Source organism: Tardiphaga sp. 866_E4_N1_4, from assembly GCF_052076075.1.
Taxonomy (GTDB): domain Bacteria; phylum Pseudomonadota; class Alphaproteobacteria; order Rhizobiales; family Xanthobacteraceae; genus Tardiphaga; species Tardiphaga robiniae.
Genome location: NZ_CP197242.1, coordinates 5174055 through 5194356, shown reverse-complemented (window position 1 = coordinate 5194356; position 20302 = coordinate 5174055). Strand labels below are relative to the sequence as shown.

The 20302-nt window shown below is 62.4% G+C and carries 21 protein-coding genes; 8 read left to right on the top strand and 13 right to left on the bottom strand.

Translation table 11 applies throughout. The annotated features are described in order from the left end of the window. Positions 1-49: 49 nt before the first annotated feature. Both AB8B20_RS25015 and AB8B20_RS25010 read right to left on the bottom strand, forming a co-directional pair. Positions 50-826 (bottom strand): tRNA1(Val) (adenine(37)-N6)-methyltransferase, encoded by a 777-nt coding sequence (locus tag AB8B20_RS25015; RefSeq protein WP_439073233.1) that lies wholly within the window; start codon positions 824-826, stop codon positions 50-52. Positions 827-830: 4 nt separating this feature from the next. Then, positions 831-1058, bottom strand: a complete 228-nt coding sequence (locus AB8B20_RS25010; RefSeq protein WP_439073234.1) for a putative signal transducing protein — start codon at positions 1056-1058, stop codon at positions 831-833. Positions 1059-1294: 236 nt separating this feature from the next. Here AB8B20_RS25010 and AB8B20_RS25005 point away from each other — a divergent pair, with 236 nt between their 5' ends. Further along, positions 1295-2305, top strand: coding sequence for a polyprenyl synthetase family protein (locus AB8B20_RS25005; RefSeq protein WP_089262468.1), 1011 nt, complete (start codon positions 1295-1297; stop codon positions 2303-2305). Positions 2306-2323: 18 nt separating this feature from the next. Here AB8B20_RS25005 and AB8B20_RS25000 read toward each other — a convergent pair whose 3' ends face one another. Next, positions 2324-3214 (bottom strand): AraC family transcriptional regulator N-terminal domain-containing protein, encoded by an 891-nt coding sequence (locus AB8B20_RS25000; RefSeq protein ID WP_439073235.1) that lies wholly within the window; start codon positions 3212-3214, stop codon positions 2324-2326. Positions 3215-3347: 133 nt separating this feature from the next. On the opposite strand from AB8B20_RS25000, the gene AB8B20_RS24995 reads away from it, so the two are divergent. Continuing rightward, positions 3348-4103, top strand: a complete 756-nt coding sequence (locus AB8B20_RS24995; RefSeq protein ID WP_439073236.1) for an SDR family oxidoreductase — start codon at positions 3348-3350, stop codon at positions 4101-4103. Positions 4104-4172: 69 nt separating this feature from the next. Here the strand turns inward: AB8B20_RS24995 and AB8B20_RS24990 are convergent, their stop codons facing one another. Further along, on the bottom strand, positions 4173-5018 hold the full coding sequence (locus AB8B20_RS24990) for an alpha/beta hydrolase (RefSeq protein ID WP_439073237.1): 846 nt from the start codon (positions 5016-5018) through the stop codon (positions 4173-4175). 147 nt (positions 5019-5165) lie between these two features. On the opposite strand from AB8B20_RS24990, the gene AB8B20_RS24985 reads away from it, so the two are divergent. The 3 genes from AB8B20_RS24985 (at position 5166) to AB8B20_RS24975 (ending at position 8877) form a co-directional block, all read left to right on the top strand. After that, positions 5166-6590 carry an amidase gene (locus AB8B20_RS24985; protein ID WP_093759580.1) on the top strand — a complete coding sequence of 475 codons (1425 nt, stop codon included), beginning with the start codon at positions 5166-5168 and terminating at the stop codon, positions 6588-6590. Positions 6591-6948: 358 nt separating this feature from the next. Further along, positions 6949-8184: an MFS transporter gene (locus AB8B20_RS24980; RefSeq protein WP_120289104.1), complete on the top strand. Its 1236-nt coding sequence runs from the start codon at positions 6949-6951 to the stop codon at positions 8182-8184. A 30-nt stretch (positions 8185-8214) separates the two neighbouring features. Next, on the top strand, positions 8215-8877 hold the full coding sequence (locus AB8B20_RS24975; protein ID WP_439073238.1) for a sulfite oxidase-like oxidoreductase: 663 nt from the start codon (positions 8215-8217) through the stop codon (positions 8875-8877). Between the two features lie 21 nt (positions 8878-8898). Here the strand turns inward: AB8B20_RS24975 and AB8B20_RS24970 are convergent, their stop codons facing one another. The 4 genes from AB8B20_RS24970 to AB8B20_RS24955 all read right to left on the bottom strand — a co-directional run bounded on the left by AB8B20_RS24970 (position 8899) and on the right by AB8B20_RS24955 (position 11635). After that, a complete protein-coding gene (locus tag AB8B20_RS24970) occupies positions 8899-9465 on the bottom strand; it encodes a DUF2478 domain-containing protein (protein ID WP_439073239.1) in 567 nt (188 codons plus the stop codon). Positions 9466-9614: 149 nt separating this feature from the next. Then, positions 9615-9989 (bottom strand): winged helix-turn-helix domain-containing protein, encoded by a 375-nt coding sequence (locus tag AB8B20_RS24965; protein WP_439073240.1) that lies wholly within the window; start codon positions 9987-9989, stop codon positions 9615-9617. Positions 9990-10280: 291 nt separating this feature from the next. Then, positions 10281-10880 carry an NAD(P)H:quinone oxidoreductase gene (gene wrbA, locus AB8B20_RS24960; RefSeq protein ID WP_439073241.1) on the bottom strand — a complete coding sequence of 200 codons (600 nt, stop codon included), beginning with the start codon at positions 10878-10880 and terminating at the stop codon, positions 10281-10283. A gap of 56 nt (positions 10881-10936) precedes the next feature. After that, a complete protein-coding gene (locus AB8B20_RS24955; protein ID WP_184513408.1) occupies positions 10937-11635 on the bottom strand; it encodes a pirin family protein in 699 nt (232 codons plus the stop codon). A gap of 107 nt (positions 11636-11742) precedes the next feature. Between AB8B20_RS24955 and AB8B20_RS24950 the strand changes: the two genes are divergently transcribed. Then, the gene (locus AB8B20_RS24950; protein WP_439073242.1) at positions 11743-12669 is read left to right on the top strand and encodes a LysR family transcriptional regulator; all 927 of its coding nucleotides are present in this window, start codon (positions 11743-11745) and stop codon (positions 12667-12669) included. On the opposite strand, the gene AB8B20_RS24945 is transcribed toward AB8B20_RS24950, so the two are convergent. Beyond that, positions 12666-13757, bottom strand: coding sequence for a glycosyltransferase family 4 protein (locus AB8B20_RS24945; RefSeq protein ID WP_441253337.1), 1092 nt, complete (start codon positions 13755-13757; stop codon positions 12666-12668). The genes AB8B20_RS24950 and AB8B20_RS24945 overlap by 4 nt on opposite strands. Positions 13758-13899: 142 nt before the next feature. After that, positions 13900-14094 carry a hypothetical protein gene (locus AB8B20_RS24940; protein ID WP_439073244.1) on the bottom strand — a complete coding sequence of 65 codons (195 nt, stop codon included), beginning with the start codon at positions 14092-14094 and terminating at the stop codon, positions 13900-13902. 59 nt (positions 14095-14153) lie between these two features. Here AB8B20_RS24940 and AB8B20_RS24935 point away from each other — a divergent pair, with 59 nt between their 5' ends. Then, the gene (locus AB8B20_RS24935; protein ID WP_175368704.1) at positions 14154-15122 is read left to right on the top strand and encodes an ABC transporter substrate-binding protein; all 969 of its coding nucleotides are present in this window, start codon (positions 14154-14156) and stop codon (positions 15120-15122) included. Here the strand turns inward: AB8B20_RS24935 and AB8B20_RS24930 are convergent. The 3 genes from AB8B20_RS24930 to AB8B20_RS24920 all read right to left on the bottom strand — a co-directional run bounded on the left by AB8B20_RS24930 (position 15094) and on the right by AB8B20_RS24920 (position 19019). After that, positions 15094-16350, bottom strand: a complete 1257-nt coding sequence (locus AB8B20_RS24930) for an MFS transporter (RefSeq protein WP_439073245.1) — start codon at positions 16348-16350, stop codon at positions 15094-15096. The genes AB8B20_RS24935 and AB8B20_RS24930 overlap by 29 nt on opposite strands. Further along, positions 16347-16715: a hypothetical protein gene (locus AB8B20_RS24925; RefSeq protein ID WP_089262497.1), complete on the bottom strand. Its 369-nt coding sequence runs from the start codon at positions 16713-16715 to the stop codon at positions 16347-16349. Before AB8B20_RS24925 ends, AB8B20_RS24930 begins: the two co-directional genes overlap by 4 nt. Positions 16716-16814: 99 nt before the next feature. Next, positions 16815-19019 (bottom strand): TonB-dependent receptor, encoded by a 2205-nt coding sequence (locus AB8B20_RS24920; RefSeq protein WP_439073246.1) that lies wholly within the window; start codon positions 19017-19019, stop codon positions 16815-16817. 236 nt (positions 19020-19255) lie between these two features. Here AB8B20_RS24920 and AB8B20_RS24915 point away from each other — a divergent pair, with 236 nt between their 5' ends. Next, a complete protein-coding gene (locus AB8B20_RS24915) occupies positions 19256-20299 on the top strand; it encodes a helix-turn-helix transcriptional regulator (protein ID WP_439073247.1) in 1044 nt (347 codons plus the stop codon). The last annotated feature ends 3 nt before the right edge of the window (positions 20300-20302 follow it).

The window sequence follows — 20302 nt, the reverse complement described above, 5'->3', positions numbered from 1 at the left end:
ACGTTCCGAAACAGCTCCTCAATAAACACCAGGCCGACTGCGGCATCGCCTAGAGCGATGTCCGAAGCGACGACCACGGCAGAACCGCCTGCCCGGCCAGCACGCGCTGGATATGGAGATCAGGCGCGCCATCCGCATCCCGCAGCGAGATGCCCGGCTCAATTGCCGCAGGCGCGCGGCCACCCTTCACAGCACGCACCAACACCCTGATCGCCGGCGCCTCCGCATCGCCATGCACCGGCATGATGGCGACGCTGCCGAAGCCGCGACCCAGCGCCGCCAGCACATCGGCCAATCCGTCCGCTCGCCAGATCAGCGTTAGCACGCCGCCGGATTTCAGCACGCGGCGCGCCGCGTGAATCCATGTCTGCAGCGTGTCCTCCGTCGCGACATGGGCGATCTCGCGCGATTTGTTCGGCGAGGCGCGATGGCGCGCGGGATCGTTGAAAGGCGGATTCATCAGCACCCCGTCGGCGCTGTCTTTCGGCAGGCCTGCGGCAGCGAAAACATCGGCACTCGCGGCAATATCGAGCGTCACGACATCCGCAGCAATACCATTCGCTGCAGCATTTTCCCTCGCCAGTTCAGCCAGTTGCGGATCGATCTCGACCAGTGTCAGGGACACGCCGGGGACACGCCGCGCCAGCGCCAGACCGGCCGTCCCCACGCCCGATCCAAAATCGACGACCTTGTGACCGGCTTGCGCCGAGGTTGCAGCAGCCAGCAGGATCGCGTCATGGCCGGCGCGATGGCCGGATTTCGGCTGCCGCAGCCGCAATTGGCCACCCAGGAAGCCGTCCTCCGTGGTCACGATCGCGTCAGCCATAGGCTTAATCCTGCACCCGCAGCTCGTGGGCCAGCCCGGCATCCGTCAGCACACGGCGCGCCTGCAGGTCATCGTCTTCATGCACCAGGATCCGGCGCGGAATGATGCCCAGCGATCCTTCGATCACGCTCATATTCTGGTCCAGCACCAGATGGTGGATATTCGCGCCGTCGAGCAGCGCGCTCACCGCCGAGACCAGCACCACATCGTTCGTCCGCATGATTTCGCGCAATTGGAGGTCGCTCCCTGCCAGTAACCGGGTGTGTATCTATGGGGAAGTCAAGGTTCCGATGCCCTTGCCGCGCCGCTGCGCAGTTTCTATTGTGCGGCCCGATATCGGTCGACGGCAATTCAGCAGATGGGGACACCTGTTTTCAACGTGAATTCGCCCTATTTGAATATAAGCGCTGCCAGTGCCTGCCTTTTTCATGGCCCGACGAAGCGCCCTTGTAATTCGGAGAGCCCAGCGTGGCGGTGATTGTTCCCTTCGAGAGTCACGCGACAGCGTCGATCGACCAGTTGGTCAGCCTTGTCGCCCCTGACATGGAGCGCGTCAATGCGACGATCCTGTCGCGGACCGGCTCGGAAGTCACCATGATCCCCGAGGTCGCCAACCACCTGATCTCCTCGGGCGGCAAGCGGCTGCGCCCGATGCTGACGCTCGCGATGGCCAATCTCACCGGCTACACCGGCGATGGCCATATCAAGCTCGCGGCCTCCGTCGAATTCATGCACACCGCAACGCTGTTGCATGATGACGTGGTCGACCAGAGCGAATTGCGCCGTGGCAAGCTGTCCGCGCGCATGCTGTGGGGCAACGAGGCCAGCGTTCTCGTCGGTGACTTCCTGCTCGGCCAGGCCTTCCGCATGATGGTCGAAGTCGGCTCACTGCGCGCGCTCGATATTCTATCCTCGGCTGCCGCCACCATCGCGGAGGGCGAAGTGATGCAGCTCGCCGCCGCCAAGAACACCGCCACCACCGAAGACGAATATCTCGCGGTCATCCGCGGCAAGACGGCCGAACTGTTCGCCGCCGCCTGCGAAGTCGGCCCGGTGATCGCCAACCGCCCGAAGGCCGAACAAACGGCGTGCCGCTCGGTCGGCATGAATCTCGGCATCGCCTTCCAGCTCATCGACGACGTGCTGGATTACGGCGGCAAGGCCGCCAAGCTCGGCAAGAATGTCGGCGACGATTTCCGCGAGGGCAAGATCACCCTGCCCGTGGTGCTCGCCTTCCGCCGTGGCAACGACGCCGAGCGCGAATTCTGGATCAAGGCGCTGGAGCGCGGCGAGATCGGCGAAGGCGACCTCGATCACGCCATCGGCCTGATGACCAAGCACCGCGCACTGGAAGACACGATCAACCGCGCCCAGCATTACGGCGCCATGGCCGTCGATGCGCTGGCGCTGTTTCCGTCGTCACCGATGAAGACTGCACTGGAGCAGGTCGTGGCGTTCTGCCTGGCACGGACGCATTAAGGGCTCATCAGACCTCGGTCATGCGACAGCGCGTGCTTTCTCCCGCGCCGATTCGATGTCGCGCACCGGCGGTGCACCGAACATGCGACCATATTCCCGGGTGAATTGCGGCACGCTCTCATAACCGACGGCGAAGGCCGCAGTGCTGGCACTCGCGCCTTCCCACAGCATCAGCCGCCGCGCCTCGATCAGGCGCAACTGCTTCTGGAACTGCAGCGGCGTGAGTGAGGTCACCGTGCGAAAATGCTGGTGGAATGACGACGGGCTCATGCCCGCAACATCTGCGAGACGCTCGACCAGCACCGGCCGCGCGAACTCGGTGCGCAACACCGCAACCGCGCGCGCGACACGCTGCGCGTGGCTATCCGGCCAGCCAAGCCGTCGGATCGCCGGCCCGTGGCGACCAGCCAGCAGCCAGTAATGCATCTCCCGCACCAGCTGCGCGCGCAGCACCGGCAATGACGCCGGACGATCGAGCAAGCGCATCAGCCGCAACGCCGCGTCCGTAACTTCGGCATCGGTGGGCTCGACCCGGACACGCGCGAGATCGGCGCTTGGCTCCGCTTTCATCTCGACAACCAGTTCGGCGATCACGGCCAGATCAAGTTCGAACACCAGCGAGAGATAGGGCGCGGCAATGCTCGCCCGTGTGATTTGACTGACGATCGGAACATCGGCCGTGATGATCAGCGAATCCCCGGCGGCGAAGACAAAACTCTCCGTGCCCATGGTGACATGCTTGGTGCCCTGCACGACGAGACAGATCAGCGGCTGGAAGATCGCGTGGATAATGTCGCTGGGTGTGGTTGCGCGCACGGCAGCAAGGCCGAGGATCGGCGTGGTCGCGATGCCGGCACTATCAGCATGGGTCTCTGTGTAACGGCGAACGGCATTGAGAAGCGTGGTCATGACGCCCAGCCTACATCATCGCAAATGCGCCAGCACATGATTTTGGAGGATTAGGCAAGGAACGTCGAGCTTCGGGCAACCAAGCCCGGTTCGCCGGGGCGATATCGGGATGGTCACACCACAGGAGCTGACCATGACCAAGATTACCCTCGTTACCGGCGCCAGCCGCGGGCTCGGCCGCAACACCGCTCTCAATATCGCCCGTCACGGCGGCGATGTCGTCCTCACCTATCAAAGCCGCAGCGAAGACGCACAGGCTGTCGTCTTCGAAATCCAGCGCATGGGCCGCAAGGCGGTGGCGCTGCAACTCGACACCGGCAAGATTGCCGGCTTCGCCGTTTTTGCTGATCGTCTCCGAGCAGCGCTGCGCGAAACCTGGTCGCGCGAGACGTTCGACCATCTCGTGAACAATGCCGGACACGGGGATTATGCACTGATCTCCGATACCACCGAAGCGCAGTTCGACGGGCTGGTTAACGTCCATTTCAAAGGCGTGTTCTTTCTGACGCAGACACTGCTGCCACTGATCGTGGACGGTGGCCGCATCGTGAACCTGTCGTCCGGTCTTACGCGGATGTGCCTGCCTGGCTATGCCGCATATGCCGCGATGAAAGGCGCCGTCGAGGTGATGACCATGTATATGGCGAAGGAACTGGGCAGCCGCCGGATCACCGTGAACACGGTCGCGCCCGGCGCAATCGAAACCGATTTCGGCGGCGGTGCCGTGCGTGACAATCCGGACATCAACAAGACGATCGCCGGCATGACCGCCCTTGGCCGCGTCGGCCTGCCCGACGATATCGGGCCGATGATCGCGAGCCTGCTGTCGGAGGACAATCGCTGGGTGAACGCGCAGCGGATCGAGGTGTCGGGCGGACAGGGGCTGTAGACAAAACAATCCCGGCGCTGACGAGCGGCGCCGGGATACGTCTCACATATTCAAATTGCTGGTCTGATTCTAAATCCGCGCGACCAATTCCTTGATCAGCGTCGTGATCCGCCCCGTCGGCGATTCCAGTTCTTTCATGATCGAGAAGTGATCCGCGCCCGGGATCTCCTCATAGCTCACCGGCAGACCGTACTTTGCCCGATGCACGGCGAGGTCCGCGGTCTGCTGGCGCAGGATCGGCAATTCGCCGCCGCCGACCACCAGCGCCAGCGGCTTGTTCGGGCCGCCATCCTGCAGCAACGGCGACTGGCGCTTCGACATCGCCTCGTCGAGCTTGAGCTTCTCGTTGAGATAGGACGCGCGGATCGGTTCGAGATCGTAGATGCCGGAAATGGCGACACCGCCCTTCACCTTCGGATGCGACAGCGTCGTCGAGGTGAGATGACCGCCGGCGGACCAGCCGGACACCACGATGCGGTTCGGATCGCCGCCGAGCGAGGGAAGCTTCTCAACCAGCGCATCGACGCCGGCATGCATCTCGGCGACGATCTCCTCCAGCGTCGCATCCGGCGCGAGCGTGTAACCAATTGCAGCGACGTTGATACCGTGGGCGATGGGACCTGCAGCGAAGCAGGTGAAAAAATCCTTCGAGCGCATCTGCCAGTAGCCACCATGGATCAGCAGCAGTGTCGGCCCGCCATCGGCAGCCTTGATGAAATCGAACCTGTTGCGCTCGCGTGGACCGTAGGCGACATCGAGATGCGCAGGGTACTTCGCCTTCATCGTGTCAGAGCGCTGGCCCCATCCGGCGGCGATGTCGGCGCTGCCCGCAACGGCGGTCGAGTTATTCAGGCCGGCATCGAGCTGCTCGCGCGTCATCGCGCGCCAGTTGGAATCGCCGAAAGGCTTACTCATGGTTGCATCCCTGCATTGTGTGAGGCGACTTGGGTTAAGGAGATTTGGCCTGCGAGTCCCATTTATCCAGAAAATGGTCTACACGGCTACGTCGGGATCGACATCCCAAGCATACGAATTGCTCTGCATCCGAAATTGGAGACGTGCGTGGCCTCTCAGCAAGATCTCATCAAAGCAACGGCCTGCGCCGTGGTCGATCAACTCAATGCCGGGACGGTAACGCCGCTCGACCTGCTGGACGCGCTGGAAGCGCGCATCAAGGACGTCGATGGCCAGGTCAACGCGCTGCCGATCCTGTGTTTCGATCGCGCCCGCGATCACGCGAAGGAATTGATGAAGAAGCCGCTCGGCGAACGCGGCATCCTTGCCGGCCTGCCGGTGCCGATCAAGGATCTCACCGCCGTCGCCGGCGTACGCACCACACAGGGATCGCCGATCTACAAGGACGTTGTGCCGACCAAGTCCAACGTGCTGGTCGAACGCCTCGAAGAAAACGGCGGCGTGATCTATGCCAAATCCAACACGCCTGAATTCGGCGCGGGTGCCAATACGTTCAACGAAGTGTTCGGCGCGACGCTGAACCCGTGGGACCTGTCGAAGTCGGCCGCCGGCTCGTCCGGCGGCGCCGCGGCAGCACTTGCCAGCGGCACGGCGTGGATTGCCCATGGCTCCGACATGGGCGGCTCGCTGCGCAACCCCGCCAGCTTCTGCGGCATCGTCGGCCTGCGTCCGAGCGTCGGCCGCGTTGCGTCCACGCCCGCCGTGGCGCTCGCCCGGATGGTGAGCGTGCAGGGCCCGATGGCCCGCACCGTGGAAGACCTCGCGCTGATGCTCGATGCCATGAGCGGCGAACATCCTGCCGATCTGATCTCGCTGCCGAAACTGCCGACCTCGTTCCGCTCGGCCGTGCGCGCCGGCACCAAGCCGAAGCGGATCGCCTATTCGCCGGATCTCGGCATCACCCCGGTGGACCCCGAAGTGGTCGCCATCACCCGCAAGGCAGCGATGGCATTCGCCGACGCCGGCGTGATCGTCGAGGAAGCGCATCCCGACCTGCGCGAAGCCCACGAATGCTTCCATGTGTTGCGCGCCTATGACTTCGCGATCTCGAAGCTCCAGCTGCTCCGCGACAAGCGCGATCAGCTGAAGCCGGAAGTAATCTGGAATATCGAGCAAGGCCTCAAGCTCACGGTCGATGACCTGGCGAAGGCGGAAGCGCAGCGTGTCACGCTGGCGGCGCGGGCCTACGAGTTCTTCCAGACATACGACCTGCTGCTGTGCCCGGCGACCATCACGCCACCGTTCCCGATCGAGCAGCGCTATCTCGCCGAATGCAACGGCACCAAGTTCGACAACTACGTGCAGTGGCTGGGCATCGTCTATGCGATCACGCTGACCTGCTGCCCGGCGCTGTCGATGCCCTGTGGCTTCACCTCAAAGGGTCTGCCGGTCGGATTGCAGGTCGTCGGCCCGCCGCGCGGCGAAGCCTCACTGCTCGCCGGCGCACGCGTGCTGGAGGACATTCTGGGCCTGCGCGACTCCACGCCGATCGATCCGCGCCCGGCGAAGTAACGAAACTCCGCCCTCATACTCGCTCGTCCTGGCTGGCCCTGTGCCGGCCAGGACGACGCCTTTGGGCAGAGCCGCCCGGAGTACCGCTACCCTTCATAGACTTTTGTCTAAGCCACATTGTCGCATGTCGAGGCTAGTCATGTGCGGCCGCCGGGATGCAGACATCGGCTGACAGAACGATCCTGCCAGCAGCAATGCATTCCGCGGCATTGGCTTTTCGTGCCGCGCGTGGCAACGGGACATTTCACTTCACGGAATACGAGGGTTCTACGTGGCAGATTCATTCGCACCGCCGGTGGACGGCAAACTCCATTTCGACGACGCCAAAAAACGCATCAAGGCGATCTTCATCGGCTCGATGGGCAATCTCGTCGAATGGTACGACTTCTACGCCTACACCGCCTTCGCCCTGTATTTCGCGCCGGCCTTCTTCCCGAACTCCGACCCCGTCGTTCAGCAGCTCAATGCGGCCGTGCTGTTTGCCGCCACCTTCCTGATGCGGCCGCTCGGTGGCTGGCTGTTCGGCTATCTCGCCGACACCTATGGCCGTCGTATATCGCTGACGATCTCGGTCCTGTGCATGTGCTTCGGCTCGCTGATCATCGCCTGCACGCCGACCTATGCCACCATCGGCATCGCGGCACCGATCCTGCTCGCGCTCGCCCGCATCATCGAAGGCCTCAGCCTCGGCGGCGAATACGGCGCCAGCGCCACCTATCTCTCGGAAGTTGCCGATCCCAAGCATCGCGGTTTCTATTCGAGCTTCCAGTATGTCACGCTGATCGGCGGCCAGCTGACCGCGATCATCGTGCTCCTGCTGCTGCAGAAGGTATTCCTCACCGAGCAGGAGCTGAAGGACTGGGGCTGGCGCATTCCGTTCGTGATCGGCGCTGGTCTTGCGGTCTTCACCGCCGTGATGCGTCGCGACATGCACGAGACTGACCAGTTCGTTGAAGCGAAGAAGCAGGCCAAGCCAATGGGTTCGCTGCGCGCGCTGATGGCCTATCCGCGCGAATTGCTGCTGGTTGTCGGCCTCACCGCCGGCGGCACCGCAGCGTTCTATACCTTCACCACCTACATGCAGACCTTCGTCAAGCTCTCGGTCGGCCTCACCGCGGACCAGACCACCACGGTGATCTTCGGCACGCTGATATTCGCCTGCCTGCTGCAGCCGATCTATGGCGCGATCTCCGACCGCATCGGCCGCAAGCCGCTGCTGATCTTCTTCGGCGTTGCCGGCACGCTGGCGACTGTTCCGATCCTCACTACGCTGCAGACCACCAAGTCGCCATTCACGGCGTTCCTGCTGATCTGCGGCGCCTGGATCTTCGTGGCCGGCTATACCTCGATCAATGCGGTGGTGAAGGCCGAACTGTTCCCGACCAATATCCGTGCGCTGGGCGTCGGCGTGCCCTATGCGCTGACGGTGTCAATCTTCGGCGGTACGGCGCCGGCGATCGCGCTGTACTTCAAGCAGATCGGTCATGAACAGTGGTTCTACTATTATCTGTCGGGCATGATCTTCCTGTCGCTGCTGATTTACGCCACCATGCGCGACACCAAGCACAAGTCGGCGATGCACCGTCACGAGTGACGGCGTCGATCTAGGGAAGGAGCGTCAGCCATGACCGAGGATCACACCCCGCCGGAATCCAAGCTGACGCAGACCAAACAGCGCTGGGCGCGCGAAGGCCGGTTTCTCACCGGCAAGATTGCGCGCCCGGACGACCAGCGGCTCCCGCCCGGCCAGCATCTGACCCAGGATTGGCCGGTGCTGGATCTGGGCATCACGCCAAACATCCCTCGCGAGCGCTGGCGGCTCGATGTCTACGGCGCCGTCGAGACGCCGCTGTTCTGGGATTTCGGCCAGTTCAGCGCACAGCCGCAATCGACCTTCATCTCAGACATCCATTGCGTCACCACCTGGTCGCGTTACGACAACCAGTGGGAGGGTCTTTCGACCCGCGCGTTGCTCGACGCCTGCCAGCCGAAGCCCGAGGCGCGCTTCGTCGTGCTGGAATCCCATGACGGCTACACCACCAACCTGTCCCTGGAAGATTTCGCTTCCGAAGACGCACTGCTGGCACATTCGTGGCAGGGTTCCCCGATCGAGCGCGACCATGGCGGCCCCGTGCGCGTGATCGTGCCGCATCTCTATTTCTGGAAGAGCGCGAAGTGGCTGCAGCGCATCCAGTTCGTCAGCGACGACAAGCCCGGCTATTGGGAAGTTCGCGGTTATCACAACCGCGGCGATCCGTGGCAGGAGCAACGGTATTCGGCCGATTGACGACTGCGCGTTGATGGAATTCTATTTCAGCACTTCGCAAACGCTGCGATGGTCCTGACGTATCAGTCCCTCGCTGCGACAAGAGACTTTCGCCCACCAGCCGTCGAGCGACTCGCGATCGCAATGAAGTTTGACGCTCATGCCATCGGCAAATGCGATCCATTCGGCAAAGCGATGCGACGGCACGGCGATCACCACGGGGATATCGCTGGAGAGCGCGCGTTCGATCAGATAAGCGAGCCCCTTGCCCTCGCGCTCCTGCTTGCCGAACCGGTTGATGATCACGAGATCGGCGCCCTCGTCGATGGCGTCGGCGACCTCCGTGCCGGCATCGAGCAATTGCCCGACATCGAGCTTGCAGCCCTTGGCGCCGGGACCGAGATCCTGAAACAAGCGCACGTGCGCACCGGTGTGCAGCATGACCGCAGTCAGCTTCGGCACGTCGAATTCGCGATGCCCGAGTTGCACCAATCCGACGGCACGAATGCCCTGCTTGCTCAAATCCGCCGCGAAGGTGTGCAACACTGCATCGGGATCCTGATCCTTGTCATAGACAAGCGCAGCCAGATCGCATTGGGCGTCGAACATTGCGAAGTTCCAGTTTAGACCACGGCGCGCCACGAGCGACCAAGGATGGATCAATCCTATTCCAGAATAGAGCCATTCGAAAGCGCGATCGGGGTGACCGTCACGATATATTTATCCGGATACAACGGTGATACCGCCGGCTTGACCGGTTAGAATCTACGCTTCTTGCCGATATCGCCCTTCAGCGCCATCAGCTCCTTGCGCGCGGCTGTAGCCGCAGCGTTTTCGATGCCGCGATAGCGCTTGATGAGCATCAGACCGAATGGCGTGAGGATCGCCCCGCCCCCATTCTTGCCGCCAGTCTGGCGCTCGACGGCAGGCTGCCCGCAGATCCGGTTGAGTTCATCCACCAGATCCCAGGCCCGCTTGTAGGACATCGCCATGGCGCGGCCGGCGGCCGAAATCGAACCGGTAGCGTGAATATGTTCGAGAAGCTGAATCTTGCCCGGTCCGATCCGTCCCTCGGGATCGAGGTCGATGCGGATACTGAGGACTGGCGCGGGCGAGCTGGCTGGCTTGGACATAGCCGAAGTCTACGTCCCCAGACGCAACCTTGCCAGTCCAACAATCAAGGAACGTTTCAGTGTTGGCGGCATTCGGGGCAAACGACTTCGCCCCTGGTCACATGCGCGATGCCGCGACAAAGCCATTTCCGGGCTATCGCGTGCAGCGGCCGCCGGGCCAGCTGATAAATGAAATACACGTCGAGCATGATGAAATCGAATCCGTTCGTTCCGACATAGATAGGGCGGCGTCCTGCAATCAGAACGCCGCCTTTCTCTTGTCAGCCATCTCTTTTCAGTTAGCCACGCAGCTTAGCCGTGAAGTTTCTTCGCGGTCTCGGCGATCGCCTTGCCCTGATAACGGGCGCCGGCCAGTTCGTTGGCCGAAGGCTGGCGGCTGCCGTCGCCACCGGTCAGGGTGGTGGCACCATAGGGCGAGCCGCCGGTGACTTCATCGAGCTTCATCTGGCCCTGGAAGCCGTAATTGAGGCCGACGATGGTCATGCCGAAATGCAGCAGGTTGGTGATGATCGAGAACAGCGTGGTTTCCTGGCCACCGTGCTGGGTCGCGGTCGCGGTGAAGGCACCGCCGACCTTGCCATGCAGCGCGCCCTTCATCCACAGGCCACCGGCCTGATCGAGGAAGTTGGCCATCTGCGAGGACATGCGGCCGAAGCGGGTGCCGGTACCGACGATGATCGCGTCGTAATTGGCGAGATCGTCGATGGTCGCTATCGGGGCAGCCTGGTCAATCTTGTAGTAGGACGCCTTGGCGACCTCGGCAGGCACCAGTTCAGGCACGCGCTTGATATCGACAGTGGCACCGGCTTCGCGGGCACCTTCGGCGACGGCATTGGCCATCGCTTCGATATGGCCGTAAGCGGAATAATACAGAACGAGTACTTTGGTCATGGTCAGTCTCCGTTGGATTGGGATGAATAGGTCGGGTTGATGATTGGTGGGCACCGTCAGGCCGCGTCCACCAGAACGAGTTCGGAATCTTCCAGCGCGGTGATCGTGACGTTTGCTTCGTCACGGATGGCGACACCGTCGCGGGCGTTGACGCGAATGCCGTTGATCTCAATCGCGCCGGCCGCCGGCACGAGGTAGCCGTTGCGCGAGCTACCCAGCGGATATTGCGCGGTCTCACCGGCCTTCAGCGTGGTTGCCAGCACCCGGGCGTCAGCCCGGATAGGCAGTGCCCCGGCGTCGTCCTTGAAGCCGCTGGCAATGGTGACAAACTGGCCGGAGCGATCGGCCTTCGGGAACGGCTTGGCGCCCCAGCAAGGCTGGCCGCCCGTTTGTGTGGGCTCGATCCAGATCTGGAAGATCCGCGTGGTCGATGCCTCCAGATTGTATTCGGAGTGCCGGATGCCTGAGCCCGCACTCATCACCTGAACGTCGCCGGCCTCGGTACGACCCGTGTTGCCCAGACTGTCCTGATGCGTGATCGCGCCTTCGCGGACATAGGTTATGATTTCCATGTTGGAATGCGGATGAGCCGGGAAACCGGTGTTCGGCGCGATCTCGTCGTCGTTCCAGACGCGCAAGCTGCCGTGGCCCATATTCTCGGGGTCGTAGTGGCTGCCGAACGAGAAATGGTGCTTGGCCTTGAGCCAGCCGTGGTCGGCGCCGCCGAGTTTGTCGAAAGGTCTCAGGTCGATCATGACGAAATCTCCGTCGTTTGATGCATTTGCATCCTGGGCATCTGGATATGCCCGCGCAGATGGCGCATAAATAGAAATGATGGAAACTCATCGTTTCGGATTTTGAGATGCCCAAACTTCCCGATTTCGAGGCGCTGGCGATTTTCGCCAAGGTGGTCGAACTGCGGTCCTTTGCGGCGGCGGCAACCGAGCTAACCCTGTCCAAGGCCACCGTCTCCAAGGCGGTGAGCCGGCTGGAGGACCGCCTCGGTGCTAGGCTGTTCAACCGGACCTCGCGGCGGCTGGCGCTGACCGATGCCGGCCGGACGCTGGCGGTAAAGGCCGCGCAATTGCTGGCGGACGGCGAAGCGCTCGAGAACGAGGCGCTGGCGCAGTCGGCGACACCGCGCGGGCTGGTACGGCTGGCCGTGCCGATGACCTACGGCACCAATACGGTGGCGCATCTGCTGCCGGAGTTCCTCGCCAAATATCCGGAAGTCTCCATCGACCTCAGCCTCAGCGACGCCACCGTCGACCTGATCGGCGAAGGTTTCGACGCCGCGATCCGCATCGCATCATTGCCGGATTCATCGTTGATCGCGCGGCGGCTCTGCCCGGTGAAGCGCCACATCGTGGCGGCGCCGTCCTATTTCGCAAAATACGGCCGGCCGACGCACCCCATGCACCTCGCCGACCACAAATGCTTTGGCTACACCTATCTCTCAACCCCCGGCGTCTGGCACTTCACCAATGCGGCCGGCGAACAGGCCAGCGTTCGGCCAGCTGGGCCGCTCCGCGTCAACAATGGCGAGGCGCTGCTGCCTGCGCTGATCGCCGGATTGGGGATCAGCGACCTGCCGGATTTCATCGTCGGCGATGCATTGGCGAGCGGCGCGCTCGAGGCCGTGTTGCAGGACTGGTCGCAATCGTCGAGCGGCGTCTACCTCGTCACGCCGCCGGGCGGTCCCCGCCCTGCCCGTGTCGAAGTGCTGCTGGAATTTCTTGCTGACAAACTCGCTGCCACCGGCAAGCGCACACGCAAGACATCAGGCTAGCTCACCCTCATCATCTGCCCGTAGATGCCGAAATACTGGTCGCGCATATTGGCGATATCGAATTCGGTGACGAAATCCTTCGCCGTCCTTGCGATCTTCGCGGCGAGCTCGGGCTGCGCCGCAAGCGCCGCGATCTTGTCGGCGAGATCCTCGGCGGATCCGACCTTGAATTTGATACCGTTCGATCCATCCACCAGCAGCTCGGCCGGGCCATCGACATCCGCGGCGATGACAGGCAGGCCGACCGCCATGGCTTCGAGCAACACCAGTCCGAAACCTTCGAAACGCGATGGCAGGACGAAAATATCGGCCTCGTCCAGCGGACGGCGCACATCGGTACGCCCGCACAGGAAGCGAACACGATCGGCGACATTCTCGGCGATCGCCTGCGCCTTCAAACTCAGGAGGGTCGACTCGTCGCCCTCCGGTGGGCTGCCGACGAAATCGCAGCGAATGTCGAGCCCGCGCGCGACGCAGAGGCTGACCGCCTTGATCAGGATGTCCTGCCCCTTCTGTTTCGGATAGATGCGGGCGACATTGATCAGACGCAGAGCCGGTCCGAGGCGACGTTGCCGCGCCACTCTATCGAATGTCGCGAGCGGTATGCCGTTATGCACCTTGAACAGGCGCTTCAGTTTGACAGATTCACATTCACGCTCGACCGCAGCAGAGATCGCGATGTTCCAATCGACGAACCGCTGATGTAGCCGAAGCTTTACGCGGTCCCACGCGTTGACGAGGCCGGTATTGTGAATCGTGTAGCCGACGCTCATCGGACGATACAGTTTACTCAACATGGCGAAGTGCTTGGCGCCGCTGTCGTGCGCATGGATGATGCGAATATCGTGACGGCGGATGATGTTGAGTAAACTTAGAATGACACGTGGATTGCGGTTCCCGGGTGGACGCTTGAGGAAGTAGACCGGATGACCTGTCGCGGAGAGCTCGGCAGCAAGGTCGGGATGGAAAAAGTCGTTAATGACGACGAAAACCTGCGGAATGTCCTCTCCCGGCGTGCAACTGGCAGCGAAATTGATCAGCAGCCGCTCCGACCCGCCCACGGTCAGCGACGAAATCAATTGAAGCACACAACCCACTTTGAAATGCTCCCGGCCCGAATGCCGGGCGACTTCCAAATCCGTCGCGCTCCAAACGGCCCGATTGCGAAATAGCGCCAGGGTTTTTGTCTGTTCGGAGTAATCCATTCCCTATTTCGGCTGACGCTCGTGGCTATTCTGCGGCGCACCAAATGCGCTGCGGAAGTGAATTCTGGCGGAAAGGCGGCAGAGTTGGGCGGGAATGCGCATGCAGGTTGACGATGGGCCAAAACACATCAGATTTTCCGAAAGCGCAAAACTTCCACGCTACTTCCAGCAGCGCTACATTCGTTGCTTCCGCTCGATGATATTCAGTCAGCCATTTCATTGACTGAATCCGTGTCGGACGTAGCTTTGATGCTCGCCATTGCATCAGAGAAAGTGACCATGACCGCCTCTTCCACCTCGCGCCGCTTGCTTTCAACGCTCATCGCCACAGCCTTCAGCGCAACGCTCGCCACCTCCGCTTTCGCGGCGGACCAGATCACGCTGCGCGTCGGCGACCAGAAGGGTGGCAACCGCTCGCTGCTGGAGATCTCCGGCTTGGCGAAGGACTTGCCTTACAAGATCCAGTGGTCGGAATTCCCTGCGGCAGCGCCGATTCTCGAAGCCATCAATGCCGGCGCACTCGATGTCGGTTACACTGGCGACCTCTCGTTCCTCACGGTCTATGCCAACGGCGCACCGATCAAGGCGATAGGCGGCACACGCTCCAATGCGGACACACAGGCGATCCTGGTGCGCAACGATTCACCGATCAAGACCGCTGCCGACCTCAAGGGCAAGCGCCTCGCAGGCACCCGCGGCGGCTGGGGCCAGTTCCTGATTGAGGCGACGCTGGAGAAAGCCGGTTACAAGACCAGCGACGCAACTTTCGCGCCGCTCGGTCCCGTCGATGCCAAGATTGCACTTCTCGCCGGTTCGATCGACGGCTGGGCCGTATGGGAACCCTACATCTCCTACGCCGTGCTGAAAGACAATGCGCGGGTGGTTGCCGATGGCACGGGCCTGACCCCGACCCTGACCTTTATCGTCGCTTCCGAACAGGCAATTGCCACCAAGCGCGAGGCCGTCGCCGACCTGTTGCAGCGGCTTAACAAGGCCCGCAACTGGTCGCGCGAGCATGTCAATGAATATGCCAAAAACACCGCCGAGCTGACCAAGCTGCCGGAAGACGTGCTGGCGCGCGCCTACAAGGCGCAGGACACACGGCCGATCGCCATCGACGATGGCGTGGTGAAGGAGTTCCAGGAAGCCTCGGATCGCGCCACGCGCTACGGAATCCTGTCGAAGCAGGTCGATGTCAGCAAGGCCGTCGACCGCAGCTTCACGCAGGCTGCGCCGGCGTCGAACTAGCGGGCGGTTGCGCAGCGAGAATGCGCATCGTGGCGATCGCCGCGATCAGCGACAACACGGTGGCGACGCTGAACAGCGTCCCATAGCCGAGCAGATCGGCAATGCGGCCCGACAGCATCGAGCCGATGAAGTAGATGATGAGCTGGGCGCAGGCGAGAATGGTGAAGTCGGTGCCCGGCTGCTCCTTCGACGCCGCGGCCATGAACAGGCTGTAGAGCGCAACGATCTCCATGTAGCGGATCAGGGTCTGGAATCCGGCCGCACCGAAAATCGGCCAGAAGCCCGAGATCACACCCAGCGCATGAGCCGTAAACAGCGCGAAGCAGATAGTGCGGAGAATGCCCAGCAGACCCAGCGTCCAGCCGGTGCCGCAGCGTTGCAACAGCCATGCTGCGCCAGCGGCACCCGCGAGGCCCGCCGTCGTCGCGGCGCCGCCGGAAAGATAACCGATCTGTTTGAGCGGCACGCCGGCATCGACGAGATAGCTGCCCTCCATCGCCTTCACGAGGCCCTCGCTCATCCGGTAGATCAGTGCGATCCAGAGAATGTTGCGCACCTCGCGGCGGCGCAGGAAGGCCATCACGGAAGGCCGCGGCTTCAACGGATCGATCTGCCCGGCTTCGTCCTCGCGCATGGCGAAGGCGGCAAACAGCGGGATCAGCGAGAAGCCGGCGATGGTCAGCAGCATACCGGTCCAACCGATCTGCGCATACAGCACCAGCCCGAGCGTGCCGCCGATCACGACACCGAACGCGACCGAGCCGCCCTGGATGGCGTTGCCGATGGCACGATCCTCCGGCGCCAGATATTTCGCAGCATAGCCATCGGTGGCGATATCCTGCGTCGAGATCAGCAGTGAACCGAACAGGCCCACCGTGATGATGCCCCAGATATTGGTTGCGCCGAGCGGGATCAAACACAGCAGGCTGATGATGACCCCGGTTTGGGTCACGATCACCCAGCCGGCGCGATGCGCGCGCGCGAAGGGACGGATACGATCCACGACCGGCGCCCAGAAGAACTTCAGCAGCAACGGCAGAAACCAGAGGCTGAGATATCCGATCTCGCTGCGCGAGACGCCGGCTTCGCGCATGATCGGCGGCAGAGCGGCGGCGAACAGATAGGACGGGATCGCCTGTGCCAGATACAGCCCGCCAAGCACGACGAACAGACGCTTGCGTCCCATGACGGCGACCGGCGCAGATGCGTTAAACTCTGCGGTGCTCATGCGAGGCCGCGATGTTCGGCGAGAAAGGCGCGCGCGGCGATCTCGTCCTCGAGCGCCACCAGCGGCATCGGCCAGAGCTTCCGAAACGTCTCTTCCATCTTCTTGTTGGCGCCGGGGCGTACAATCGCCACAGCACGGCAGCGCGCGGAGATATGGCCGCGCGTCGCCTTGAACCACAGCGCCTGCTCCCGCTCGCCGGCGACGGACAGTTTCCCGCCGCCCCCGAACACGGTCAGAAGTTCGAATGGCGCATCATGCTCGCCGACCCGGGCCAGCGCGGCCAGATAATCGCGCTCGTCCGACTCCGCATAAGGCGGCAGGAACCGTAGCGTCAGCAGGCTCCCATCAATCTCCAGATCCACCATGATGGCAATTAGAACTCCCTGGGAAGTGGCCTTGGAAGGTTTGTCTCGTTTGAGCGTGATCTGATCCGAAAACCGGCGACCACTTTTCGGGATCACGCCCTAGAACGTCTTGCGATAGCCGACCGTCACGGTGCGGCCCCAGGAATAGACCGGCAGGTTGCGCACCGACGTCGCGGTCGGGTTCTGCAACTCCGTATCGAACAGGTTGTTGACGGCTGCATAGGCCTCGCCGCCATAGACCGGCCCGCTCAGCGCGGCATTCATCGTGAAACCACCCTCGATGGGATAGACCGTATTGGTCAGGTTGATGCCGCGGTTCCGGCCCGAATAGCCCTCGCCCTCGACGCGCAGCTTGATGCCGTTGTCGAAGCGATAGTCGCCGAAGATCAGACCGCGCACCGGACTGCCGATGCGGTTGTTGGGCAGCCACGAGTCGAGCACACCGTCCTTGTTGGTGTCGTAGCGGCCTTCCTTGTAGCCGATCGTGGTACCGAGCGTGAAATTCCGGTTGATCGCCATCTCGCCGATATATTCGACGCCGTAGATCATTTCTTTCTGCTGCGAGATCAGGTTGGTGACTGGGTCGAAGGTCACGCCCTTCTCGGACGTGCTGACAAATCCCGTGATGCTGCCCTTGTAGGGGCCGTCGCCGCCGCGAATGCCGATCTCGTAATTATTGACGATCTGGGCTTCCGGCGCGATCGAGCTGAAAGAGATGGTCTGGCGTGCCAGCGGCAGGCAGTTCGGCGTCGCTACCGGACAGGCAAAGGCCGTGGATGACAGGCCGGCGCGGCGCGTATAGGCGCCGACATCAGGCAGCGCATAGCCCTGCGAGAAACCGCCGAACAGATCGATCTTGTTGTTGAGCTTGAAGGTCGCCCCGAGATTGTAGGTCGGCGAGGCATATTCGTACTGGCCGCCGATAACATTGAGCGCCGGCAGAACGAAGCGCGTCACGGGCGAGATCGCGGCATAGGCGGCCGGACGCAGGAAGTCGTCAACGCTGAGATCGAAATGCTCGTAGCGAACGCCGCCCCGCGCGGTCAGCCGATCGGTGATCGGGACTTGTACCAATGCAAATCCGGCGGTCGTCACCTGGGTCAACGGCGTGAACACATCGCGTCCATCGGTCAGTGTCTGCCATGTCTTGTCATGGACGACGTCCGTCCCCCAGGTCACCTTGGCGCCGTTCCAGATGCGGTCGAGCGGCGTATCTATCGTCAGATTGACCCCGCCGCGCTCGGAATACAGCGTGGTCTGGTTGGCCGGGCTGGTCGGGCTCAGCGGGTTGCCGGAATAATAGACCAGCGAGTTATAGGGATAGGAGAACTCCGAATAGTTGAAGCGCTTCTTGATGTCGTTATAGAAGCCGACCACGCTGAGATTGCCGAGCACGAAGTCGGTATCGCTGTAGCGCAATTGGAACGAGCGCGAATCTTCCAGCACGCTCTGCCCGGTATAGGGCTTGGTAAAATCCGGCTTCGCATAGGCGCCGGAATAGTCGGTGAGGTATTTCGGCGTCTGGTCGAGATAGAACTGGCTGATCGAGGCTTCGATGCGCTTGCCGCCATCGAAATCGTAACCGATCTTGCCCAGGAAATTACCGCTGACGAGGCGATCGCCGCCTCCCTGGCCGAGCATGGCATCCGATGGCAGCTCGCGGCCCGCGCCGTCATAAGTCTTCTGCGCGCCGCGACCGCTGCCGACGAACACGTAGTCGATGCCATTCGTGCCCTTGCCACTGACCGTCGCCGACATTTCCGGTGCCAGCGAACCGCCGGGATCGGCGGTGAAGGTGCGCAGCGCCGTGTTGACGCTAACACGGGGACCGCCCGGCTGCGCTTTCTTGGTGACGAAATTCACCGTACCGCCTGTCGCGCCGGCGCCATACAGGCTCGATGCACCGGCGACCAGTTCGATGCGCTCGACGGAATTCAGATCGATCAGCGACAGGACGCGCGAGACGTCGCGGAGCGGCGTCGTCAGCGGCACGCCGTCCATCAGCACCAGGAGGTCGCGGCCGCGATAGCTTTCGGAAGCGCCGGAGATGGTCTGGTTCGACACCGAGAAGCCCGGCAGCAATTTGGCCAGCAGCGCGGATGCGCTGCCGCTTTGCTTGAGCTGTTCGTCGATCTCCTTCTGGTCGATCACCTGCACGGTCTGCGGAATATCCGAAATCGAGCGCTGGGCACGCGCGGCCGTTACCGTGATCTCGTCGAGCGTGACGCCCGCGCTCTGCTGCGCAACGGCCTGCGACGACATGAGCCCGACGGCGGGGATGAGAAGGAACTGGCTGTAACGCATGAGCTCGAAGTCTTCCGTATGTTCGTGGCGACGAAGCACTGGAGAGGTCGAGCCGGTCAATTCGACCGAGGCCGCAGCAGTTTGGAATCAATGTAAATTCCAGCCACGGCTTTACTCTTCTTACGCCTGTGCATTCCGTCTATCGTCACAGCGATACGGCACAGCCCATGGCATGACTTGGACTCGGTGAATTGATAGTCGGACTGGAGCGAACGAAGCGGTTTGGATTCGATGCTGTGGCAAACGCGCATCAGTCGCGGTCTCCATCCTGCGTCGATGCCGCTCCCGATTGCCCTCTCGTCCCGCTCTGGCTGGTTGCCGACGATATCGATGACACCCTGCGCAAACCGCTTGAAAGCCGCCTGCCGTGGAAGACCGTGCAGCGCAATTCGCTGGGATCATTTCGCGCAGCGCCGTTCCAGTCAAAGGCGATCCTGCGGATGCAGCCGCATCTCGGACTGATGTCGTGTTTCGATCCCGCACCGCTCTGGACCATGCCCGACGACGATACCGCCACGACTGGCAACGACTCGCCGCAGGACATCCTGGTGCTGCGCCCCTCGGACGGCGTCGTGATCGTCCAGCAGGATGGCCAGCGCCAGACATGCATGCCGCGCGAGGCGATCGTTCTCGATCCCGGCCGCGCCACCACCTTCATCATGAATGATGTGAGTCGCGTCGACTGCCTGCTACTCGCCGGCAATGGCCATACCGGATTGCGCCATATCGCCCATGACAATGGCGGGCTGATCGCGCTTGGCCATTACGCCGCCGCGGTGATGCGCGGATTGTTGCCGATGAATTCCGTTGCGCTGACGGGTCTTGCCATCAACTATATGAACGGCCTCGTCGCCACCATGATCGATGAAGCCGATGCGCCGGGACGACGTGCAGCACTGCGACAGGATCGGCCGACCATCAGCCTGCTGTCGCTCAAGGCCGATATAGAGGCCAGCCTCAGCCAGCCGACGCTGTCACTGGAGCGGCTCGCGACCACCCATGGCGTCACCGCGCGTTATTTCCAGAAATTGTTCGAGGCCGAAGGGCGGACGTTTTCGGATTATCTGCTGGAGCGTCGGCTCGAGCGCGCCTTCCATATGCTGCGCGATGGCAACCGCGGGGATCGCGCCGTCAGCACCATCGCTTTCGAGGTCGGCTTCGGCGACCTGTCTTATTTCAACCGCACCTTCAAAAAGCGCTTCGGCGCCACGCCTCGGGAAATACGGGCGCGGTTTGAAGTGATGCTGGTGGGTGCACAGTCACCGATAGTCGACAATTAGCGA